The organism is Aeromicrobium camelliae, from assembly GCF_003850045.1.
Lineage (GTDB): Bacteria > Actinomycetota > Actinomycetes > Propionibacteriales > Nocardioidaceae > Aeromicrobium > Aeromicrobium camelliae.
Genome location: NZ_RQJX01000027.1, coordinates 18940 through 27890, shown reverse-complemented (window position 1 = coordinate 27890; position 8951 = coordinate 18940). Strand labels below are relative to the sequence as shown.

Genomic DNA, 8951 nt, shown 5'->3' with positions numbered 1-8951 from the left:
CCGTGCTCTCGACACCCACGAGCATCAACGAGCGGTCTTGCAGATGACGTGAGACATGCCTTGCAGATGTCCTGAACCAGCAATCCTGCCGGGGGCGCTTTTGTCACTCGGGACCGGACGTTCAGCCGCCTCGGTCCCTCTCTCATCGATATCGCTGGGGAGGAATGCAGTCACGGAGTGGCTGCATTCCTCCCCAGAGCTGACCGATCTCCTACGGAACCTGGTAAACCGTCACGCGGGCGGGCGGTGTTACGGTGACCGCCGTGCCGTCGCGTGTGCCCGAGTCGTTCGCCCTCGTGTTCCTCGGTGGCGCGGTCGGGACCGGGCTGCGGTATGCGGCTGACGTCTTAATCGGGACGATCGGCGACTGGCCGGGCGCGACGCTCCTGGTGAATCTGATCGGCGCGTTCGCGCTCGGCTGGCTCTACGGGCGCACGAGCAGCCGACGCTGGCGCCTCCTCGTCGGTACCGGCATGCTGGGGGGCTTCACCACGTACAGCGCGCTCGCGGTGCAGACGCAGGAACTCCTCGATCACGCTCCGCTGTCCGGCATCGCCTACGCCGCGGCGACCGTCGCCGTCGGCGTGCTCGCGGCTCAGGTCGGATCGCGCCTGGGAGGACGCCGATGACCGCGTTGCTGGTCGTGCTCGCGGGAGGCGTGGGCGCGTGCCTGCGCTACGCCGTGATCCTGGCCGCCGGCTCGCGACCACGACGCGCCACGTGGGTCGTCAATCTCGCGGGCTCGTTCGCCCTCGGCCTGCTCGCGGCGCGTGACGCCGGGCCGGAGACGTTGCTGGTCGTGGGGACGGGACTGCTGGGCGGTTTCACCACGTTCTCGACGGCGGCCGTCGACAGCGTCGACGTGGGCCGCGAGCACGGCACCGGAACCGGCGCGGCGCACGCGGTCGGCATGCTGGTCGCGTGCGTCGTCGCCGCCGTCCTCGGTGCGCTGATCGGCCGCTGAGAACGCGAACGGGGAGCCTCGCCGCCTGGCCGGCAGCGTGACTCCCCGTCCTCGGGCGTCGGATCAGCCCTGGCGCGCAGCCTCGATCGCGTCCGAGAGCGCCTGGCCGCTGAGGTCCTCGATCTCCTCGCCGTCGACGAACACGGTGGGCGTGCCGCTCACGCCGCGCTCGTCCTGGCCGTGCTCACGAGCAGCCTTGACCCAGGGGACGAAACGCTCCTGCTTGACGCACTCCTCCGGCACCTTGACGCCGGCGTCCTCGGCCAGCGTCAGCAGCTCGTCGTCCGACGGGCCCGCGCCACCCTCGGCGGGCTGGTTCGCATAGAGCGCGTCGTGCACCGCCTGGAAAGCCTCGGGGCCCTCGCTGTCGAGCGCGCACATCGCGAGGTTGGTGGCCCGCAGCGAGTACTCGTTGGTGCTGCCGCCCATCGCGTCGAGGAACGAGAAGGGGCGGTAGACGAGCTGGATCTCACCGGCGTCGGCCTGAGCCCGCAGCGCTTCACCGCTCGTCTGCTCGAACTGCTGGCAGTACGGGCAGAGGAAGTCCTCGAAGATCTCGACCGTGGGCACGTCCTCGGCGGGAGCCTCCGCGCCGGCAGGGACGTACGGCACACCGAAGTCCTCGATGCTGCCCTCGGGCTGGATGACCTCGGTCTCCTTCGGGTTGGCGTTCTGCGCGGCGGTGACCGCCCACGCGCCCACTCCGATGAGCACCACCACGATGGCCACGATCACCACCGAGATGATGTTGCGCTGGCGGCGCTCGGCCTTCTCGCGCTCTTTGCGCATCTGCTCCGCGCGAGCGGCGCGGTTCTTACGGTCGTTCGTCACTGAGGCTCCTCGGTCGAAAGGTCCGCCAGAAGCGTAGCGAGTCCACCCCACGGCCCGTGACGGTTACCCGCAGTAAGGTGACGGGGTGAACGACAAGCTGGTGTGGATCGACTGCGAGATGACCGGGCTCTCCCTGGAGCACGACGCTCTGATCGAGGTGGCGGCCCTCGTCACCGACTACGACCTTCAGGTGCTCGGCGAGGGGGTCGACCTCGTCATCAAGCCCCCGCAGGAGGCCCTCGAGCAGATGAACGAGGTCGTCACGCAGATGCACACCACGTCGGGGCTTCTCGACGAGCTCGACGCCGGCATCACGCTGGCCGAGGCCGAGGAGCGCGTGCTCGACTACGTCCGCGAGTTCGTCACCGAGCCGCGCAAGGCTCCCCTGGCGGGCAACTCCATCGGCACCGACCGGGCCTTCCTCGCTCGCGACATGAGCGAGCTCGAGTCGTACCTGCACTACCGCGTCGTGGACGTGTCGAGCATCAAGGAACTCGCCCGCCACTGGTTCCCGCGTGCCTACTTCGCGGCGCCCGCCAAGGGCGGCAACCATCGCGCACTGGCGGACATCCGCGAGAGCATCGACGAGCTCCGCTATTACCGGCGTGCCGTCTTCACACCGGAGCCGGGCGTGGACACCGAGACCGCTCGCGCCATCGCCGCCGAGATCGCCGGACAGTAGACCCCCGCAACGGGGTCCTGACCCCGGTTGGGGTAGACTCGCGGTCGCGCAGTTTCGCTGCGACATGGTGGGTGTAGCTCAGTTGGTAGAGCACCGGCTTGTGGTGCCGGTGGTCGCGGGTTCAAGTCCCGTCATCCACCCCAAGGACGAGGTTCGAACCATCGGTTCGGACCTCGTTTCTCATCACGGCTCGAGCGCGATCCCGACGAAGTGCGGCCTCAGGTCATCGAGCCGGAAGACCTCCATCGGAACCTGCACACCCGTGAATCGGCCGGGCTCTCGCAGGATCTCCACCGCCGTCGCCGCCACGACCTCCGCCGTCGCACCGTAATCGCTGTCCGCGCTCACGCGGAATCGGCGCATCGCCGCCCGACCCTGCGACGTTCCCTCCGCCTCCACTGTGAGGTGCACCGTCTCGGGGCGCGCCGGCCGGTGCCTCGGGGTGATCGCGAACCTGCTGTCGACCAACGCCTGGAGCAGCCCGACGGCGTTGAGACCGGCGACCGCTCCCGTGAAGAAGCGGTTCGACCACGCCGTGTAGTACTCCACCCGCGCCGCCGGGATGCAGGTCGCCACGAGCGCACGTTCGTCGTAGTCCATCCGCCGGACGGTCACGTCTCGATCGTCGAAGCGCATCCGCCGCCTCTCGGTGAAACCCCGAGCGGTTCCTTCGGTGGTCGGCACGGGGCGCGTCAGCGCTCGCAACATGTCTTTCACGCCCGAGGGCCCCACCGCTGCGTTCGTGCTCTGCAACAGCCCGACGCGGATGTCGCTGACCTCGTCGAGTCCGGCAGACACTTCGCGAGCGAGAATTCCGCTGAGCCCCGGGAAGAACCCGCACATCGTGAGGAGGGGCGATTCCGCGTTCGCCAGTTCGGGGTACGTGCCGAGGCGAAGGTCGCTGCGGGGTGAGACGTCGAGGCACGGAGTGCCCCGCGTCGCGCACGCGAGTTGCACGGCGGGCGTGATCGAGGGCGCCGCGAGGACCACGAGATCCGGGCGGTGCGCGGTGAGAGCTTCGCTGACGCTGTCTCGGCTCCGCGCGTCGATCCGCACAGCCGCATCACCGGGCGTCCGTGACCCGATCAGCACGTCCAGGTCGCCGGCACGGGCGAGGGCCGCACGAATGCGTGACCCCAACGCCCCCCGGCCTCCGACCACCAGCACACGATGTGACATCACCGCGATCCTAGAGAAACGGTGGAGCCGTCTCAGCTCGCGCAGGCCGCGACGCGCTCCGCGAGCGTGTGCGCGAGGCGGGTGACGCGATCGACCTCGTCGGTCCACACGTCGGGCGTCTCACCGACATATCCGGCTCGAGCGCGCTGCAGCAGTTCACGGTCCTCCGCGCCGAGCGTCGGTGCGACGAGGTCGACTGCCTCGTGTTTGGCGACGATCGTGCCGGTCTGCAGCGTCACGAGGCTGCGCGCCAGAGCCAACAGCGTGTTGCGTTCGTCGCCCTCGATCTCGGCGAGGACGTCGGGGATGACCGCGAGGATCGCCCGTTGGAGCCGGCCGCGGCTGACGGGCCCCAGAAGGTCCCGCAGGTCGGGCCCGGCGAGCACCCGGTGGGCGTCACGCGCCATGGCGACGAGGGTGACGACGTCGGGATCGTCCTCGGGTTGCGGCAGTCGGCCGGCAACGATCTCGTCACGCAACCATTCGCCGTACTGGAAGTCGCGCCGCGGCGGTTCCTGCCCGCTCTGGACATCGCTCACGACGAGACTCGTGAGTTCGAGGGGGCGCCGGTGGGCGACGTCAGGAAACCGCTCCGTATGCCCGCGCCAGCCCGACAGGTCCAGCAGCATCGTCACGAGCCCTGAGCGCTCGTCCGTCGTCAGCGAACGCCGTGTGATCAGCATGAGATCGACGTCGCTGTCCGGCTGCAATCCGCTGGCGACGGCCGAGCCGTAGAGGTAGAGGCCCAGGACGCCGCCGGGATCCTCGCGGCGCACATGCTCGAGGACGGGCGCGATGAGCGTCTCCATGCTCGTGTCGTCCGGTGTCGTCATTCAGCCTCCAACTGCTCGAGCAGGTTCACTGCGGCATGCATGTAGTCGCTGATCCAACGATCGTGGATCCGCTTGATCGGCAGCGGGGAGAGCGACAGGTGGTGCTCCCGCCCGACCTTGCGTCCGGTCACCAGGCCGGCCTCACGCAACACACGCAGGTGCTGCAGCACGGTCGTGCGGTCGAGTTCGGGTAACCGCGCGCAGAGCGAGCCGGTGGTCTGCGAGGACTCCTTCAACGCGTCGAGCATGCGCCGGCGCACCGGCGAGGCGAGCGCCTTGAACACCCGATCGTCGTCGGAGCCCTTGTCAGTCGCACCAGACATGTTGTAAAAATACAACATGAACACCGACGACACGCTCAGCGAGCCCTCGTTCACCGTCTCCGGGCGTGTCGCGCGCCCGTGCGCGGAGGTCTACGAGGCCGTCGCCGACCCGGCCCAACTCTCCCGGTACTTCACCACCGGCGGGGCCCGCGGACGCCTCGAGCCGGGCGCCGACGTCAGCTGGGACTTCCACGACTTCCCCGGCCGGTTTCCGGTCACGGTGGTGGAGGCCGATCCACCGCGTCGGATCGTCATCGAGTGGGACGGCGACGCGACCACGAGCGAGGGTGGCACCACGCGGACCACCTTCGAGTTCGAGCCCCTCGACGCCGACACCCGCACGCTGGTGACCATCACGGAGACGTCCTGGCAGCCCAACGCTCGGGGTGCTTCGGCCGCCTTCGGCAACTGCGAGGGCTGGACGGGGATGCTGGCGGCACTGAAAGTCTGGATGGAACACGGCATCAACCTCCGCGAGGGCTTCTACCGGTGAAGCTCACGCTCGCTCGACAGGAGAAACGGGCGAGACCGTCCTAGCCTGAGCGAATGGCAGAGTCGCCGCAGGCCCCCGCCGCCGAGGGCGCCCTCAAGCGCAACATCACCGGCACGATGCTGTTCCTGTTCATCCTCGGCGACGTGCTCGGAGCCGGCATCTACGCGCTGGTGGGCGAGATCGCCGGCGAAGTCGGGGGTGTGACGTGGGTGCCGATGCTCGTCGCGCTCCTCATGGCGCTGCTCACCGCCGCCTCCTACGCCGAACTCGTCACCAAGTACCCGCACGCCGGGGGCTCCGCGGTGTTCGCCGAGCGGGCGTACAAGCGCCCGATCGTGTCGTTCCTCGTGGGTTTCGCGATGCTTGCAGCCGGCGTCGTGAGCGCCTCGGGCCTGGCCCTCGCCTTCTCCGGCGACTACCTCGCCACCTTCATCGACGTGCCGCCCGAACTCGGCGCGGTCGTCTTCCTCGCGCTGATCGGCGCGCTCAACGCGCGGGGCATCAAGGAGTCCGTGGGCGCGAACCTCGTCATGACGATGATCGAGACCACCGGACTCGTGCTCGTCGTCGTGGCGGTGGCGGTGTTCCTCTCCGGCGGAGGTGGCGACGTCAGCCGCGCGGTCAGCTTCGACGCGGAGTCGAGCCCCGTCGTCGCGGTCTTCGGGGCGGCCCTGCTCGCCTATTACTCGTTCGTCGGATTCGAGACCAGCGCGAACGTCATCGAAGAGGTGCGCGACCCGGCGCGGGTCTACCCGAAGGCGTTGTTCGGCTCCCTCGCCGTCGCGGGTGTCCTCTACATGCTCGTCGGGACCGCTGCGTCGATCGCGCTCCCGTCGGGCGAACTCGCGGAGTCCAGCGGGCCGCTGCTCGCCGTCGTGAAGGAGACCGGCGTCGCCGTCCCCGCGTGGCTGTTCAGTCTCATCGCACTCATCGCGGTCGCCAACGGCGCTCTGCTGACCATGATCATGGCGAGCCGCCTCGCCTACGGCATGGGCAACCAGGGACTCCTGCCCTCGGCCGCGAGCAAGGTGCTGCCGAAACGCCGCACACCGTGGGTGGCGATCGTCGCGACGACCCTCGTCGCGACGGCGCTCACGGCGACCGGCAGCGTCGCCACGCTGGCCGAAACCGTGGTGCTGCTGCTCCTGTTCGTGTTCCTCAGCACCAACGCCGCGGTGCTCGTGCTGCGCCGCGACCCCGTGGAGCACGAGCACTTCCGGGCATGGACCTTCCTGCCCGTGCTCGCGGTGATCTCGTGCGTCGTGCTCCTCACGCAGCAGGACGCCCATGTGTGGGTGCGTGGCGCCATCATCATGGCGGTCGGCGTCGTGTTGTACGGCGTCACCAAGGCCACGCGGTCGCGGCGTGAACCGGCTCAGAGGGACTGAGCGAGCCACTCCCCCAACCGCCGCGCGCAGGAGTCGACGACCTGGGGCCAGTCGAGGGCGCTCTCGTCCGCGGTGTCGCTGACGACCTTGACGAGGCGCACCGGCACCCCCATGGCCGCGGCGACGCGGGCGACGGCGAAGCCCTCCATGTCGACCAACCCGGCACGCTGGGCGAGCACGTCGCGTACGGCAGCGTCACTGACGAACCGGTCTCCCGTCGCCAGTACCGAACCGTCGCCGTCGGCGATCGCCACCTCGTCGATCGCCTGGCCGCCGAGCGCGCGGATCGACGGCGCGTCGAGGTCGTGGTTGATCGCCAGGGAGGGCAGAAAGAGCCCGCTCAAGCCGGTGCGCAACGCTCCCGCAGTCCCGACGTTGAGGACGACGTCGGGCCGGTGCTCAGTGATCGCCAGCGCCGTCACCGCTGCCGCTTCCACCTTGCCGATGCCGGTGACGACGGTCGGAAGTCCCTCAGGCACGTAGGCGGCCTCGGCCGCGGTGGCCGCGACGACCAGCGGCCTCACCGGCTGGCCACCGGCACGACGTCGGGCGCGCCCATACGCGCCGCGTCGGCGGTCTCGTCGTCGGGCATGGTCTGGCTCTCCCGCTCGGCGTCCACCCGCTTGAGGTAGTGGTCGACCTCGCGTTCGCGCTGCGCGTCACTCCAGTCCAGCTCCGCGCCCATCAGTTCGGCGACCTCCCGAGCCACTTCGGTGCCGCGGTCGAAGGTCTCGATGGAGATGCGCGTCCGGCGGGCGATGATGTCGTCGAGGTGCCGCGCGCCCTCGTGCGTGACGCCGTAGACCACCTCGGCTCGTAGATAGTCGTCGGCGCCGGTCAGGGCACGGCCGAGGTCCGGGCGCTCACGGATGAGGTCCAGCACCTCCAGCGCGAGCGAGCCGTACCGGTTCAGCAGGTGCTCGATACGCCCCACGCCGAGGTCGTGATCCGCGGCGAGGGTCGTGCGCTGGTTCCACAACGCCTCGTACCCGTCGGCACCGAGCAGGGGGACGTCCTCGGTGCAGCTCGGGGGGACCTTGCGGTCGAGCTGCACCGCCATCGCGTCGACCGCGGCGTCGATCGCGTCCTTGGCCATGACGCGGTAGGTCGTGTACTTGCCGCCGGCGATGACCACGAGGCCCTTCACGCCGGTGGACACGGCGTGCTCGCGGGACAGCTTGCTCGTCGCGTCGGATTCGCCGGCCAGCAACGGACGCAGCCCGGCGTAGACGCCCTCGACGTCGGCGTGCGTGAGCGGTTCGACAAGCACCTTGTTCACCCGCTCGAGGAGGTAGTCGATGTCCTTCGCGCTCGCGGCGGGATGGTCCTTGCTCAGCGCCCAGTCGGTGTCGGTCGTCCCGACGATCCAGTGCCGGCCCCAGGGGATGACGAAGAGCACCGACGTCTCGGTGCGCAGGATGAGGCCGGACTCGCCGCGGATGCGGTCACGCGGAACGACGAGATGGATGCCCTTACTGGCCCGGACGTGGAACTGCCCGCGCTCCCCCGCCAGGCCCTGCGTCTCGTCGGTCCACACGCCCGTCGCGTTGACGACCTGCTTGGCGCGAACGTCGTGTTCCTCGCCGGATTCGAGATCGACGATCCGGGCCCCGACGACGCGGTCACCCTCCCGCAGCAGGTCGACCACTCGGGTCCGGCTGGCGACATGCGCACCATAGGCGGCCGCGGTGCGGGCGAGGAACATCGTGTGACGGGCGTCGTCGACCTGGCCGTCGTAGTACTGGATGGCACCGACGAGCGCGTCCTTGCGGAGCGCAGGCATGCGCTTGCGGGCCCCGTGACGGGTGAGGTGCGAATGGCGCGGCACGCCGCGGGCACGACCCGAGAGCATGGCCATCGAGTCGTAGAGGGCGACCCCGGCGCCGGCGTAGAAGCGCTCCCACCCGCGACGGGTGAGCGGATAGAGGAACGGCACCGGCTTGACCAGGTGCGGGGCGAGCTTGTCGATCAGCAGTCCGCGCTCACCTAACGCCTCGGCGACGAGCCGGAAGTCCAGCATCTCCAGATAGCGCAGCCCGCCGTGGATCAGCTTGCTCGACCGGCTGGAGGTGCCGGACGCGAAGTCGCGGGCTTCGACGAGGGCGACCGACATGCCGCGGGTCGCGGCGTCGAGGGCCGCTCCGGCCCCGACCACCCCACCTCCGATCACCAGGATGTCGACGGGCTCGGCGGCCATCGCGGCGATGGCGTCTGTGCGGTACTGCGGGGACAGGGCTACCGATCGCATGCCCCCAGTC

General features: G+C 69.6%; 11 protein-coding genes and 1 tRNA gene. 6 read left to right on the top strand and 6 right to left on the bottom strand.

All coding sequences use genetic code 11. The features are described from left to right. Nucleotides 1-254: 254 nt before the first annotated feature. The gene (locus EHW97_RS14730) at nt 255-629 is read left to right on the top strand and encodes a fluoride efflux transporter FluC (protein WP_124237928.1); all 375 of its coding nucleotides are present in this window, start codon (nt 255-257) and stop codon (nt 627-629) included. Beyond that, nucleotides 626-964 (top strand): fluoride efflux transporter FluC, encoded by a 339-nt coding sequence (locus tag EHW97_RS14725; protein WP_124237927.1) that lies wholly within the window; start codon nt 626-628, stop codon nt 962-964. Before EHW97_RS14730 ends, EHW97_RS14725 begins: the two co-directional genes overlap by 4 nt. Nucleotides 965-1027: 63 nt before the next feature. On the opposite strand, the gene EHW97_RS14720 is transcribed toward EHW97_RS14725, so the two are convergent. Beyond that, entirely contained in the window at nt 1028-1795 is a 768-nt protein-coding gene (locus EHW97_RS14720; protein ID WP_124237926.1) for a DsbA family protein, read from the bottom strand. A gap of 85 nt (nt 1796-1880) precedes the next feature. Between EHW97_RS14720 and orn the strand changes: the two genes are divergently transcribed. Together orn and EHW97_RS14710 are read left to right on the top strand one after the other, a co-directional pair. After that, nucleotides 1881-2477 (top strand): oligoribonuclease, encoded by a 597-nt coding sequence (orn, locus tag EHW97_RS14715; protein ID WP_124237925.1) that lies wholly within the window; start codon nt 1881-1883, stop codon nt 2475-2477. Nucleotides 2478-2544: 67 nt separating this feature from the next. Beyond that, nucleotides 2545-2620: transfer RNA gene (locus EHW97_RS14710), tRNA-His, on the top strand. A 40-nt stretch (nt 2621-2660) separates the two neighbouring features. On the opposite strand, the gene EHW97_RS14705 is transcribed toward EHW97_RS14710, so the two are convergent. From EHW97_RS14705 to EHW97_RS14695, 3 genes are read right to left on the bottom strand one after another with little or no spacing between them, the layout of a single operon-like run. Next, on the bottom strand, nt 2661-3656 hold the full coding sequence (locus EHW97_RS14705; protein WP_124237924.1) for an NAD-dependent epimerase/dehydratase family protein: 996 nt from the start codon (nt 3654-3656) through the stop codon (nt 2661-2663). 32 nt (nt 3657-3688) lie between these two features. Continuing rightward, a complete protein-coding gene (locus tag EHW97_RS14700; protein ID WP_208002073.1) occupies nt 3689-4489 on the bottom strand; it encodes an aminoglycoside adenylyltransferase domain-containing protein in 801 nt (266 codons plus the stop codon). Continuing rightward, on the bottom strand, nt 4486-4812 hold the full coding sequence (locus tag EHW97_RS14695; protein WP_208002072.1) for an ArsR/SmtB family transcription factor: 327 nt from the start codon (nt 4810-4812) through the stop codon (nt 4486-4488). The genes EHW97_RS14700 and EHW97_RS14695 overlap by 4 nt, the downstream gene beginning before the upstream one ends. Nucleotides 4813-4828: 16 nt before the next feature. Between EHW97_RS14695 and EHW97_RS14690 the strand changes: the two genes are divergently transcribed. Beyond that, nucleotides 4829-5305, top strand: coding sequence for an SRPBCC family protein (locus EHW97_RS14690; protein WP_124237923.1), 477 nt, complete (start codon nt 4829-4831; stop codon nt 5303-5305). Nucleotides 5306-5358: 53 nt separating this feature from the next. Beyond that, nucleotides 5359-6693 (top strand): APC family permease, encoded by a 1335-nt coding sequence (locus EHW97_RS14685; RefSeq protein ID WP_124237922.1) that lies wholly within the window; start codon nt 5359-5361, stop codon nt 6691-6693. Here EHW97_RS14685 and EHW97_RS14680 read toward each other — a convergent pair. Together EHW97_RS14680 and EHW97_RS14675 are read right to left on the bottom strand one after the other, a co-directional pair. Further along, entirely contained in the window at nt 6681-7217 is a 537-nt protein-coding gene (locus EHW97_RS14680; protein WP_124237921.1) for a nucleosidase, read from the bottom strand. The genes EHW97_RS14685 and EHW97_RS14680 overlap by 13 nt on opposite strands. Continuing rightward, nucleotides 7214-8941 (bottom strand): glycerol-3-phosphate dehydrogenase/oxidase, encoded by a 1728-nt coding sequence (locus EHW97_RS14675; RefSeq protein ID WP_124237920.1) that lies wholly within the window; start codon nt 8939-8941, stop codon nt 7214-7216. Before EHW97_RS14675 ends, EHW97_RS14680 begins: the two co-directional genes overlap by 4 nt. Nucleotides 8942-8951 lie beyond the last annotated feature (10 nt).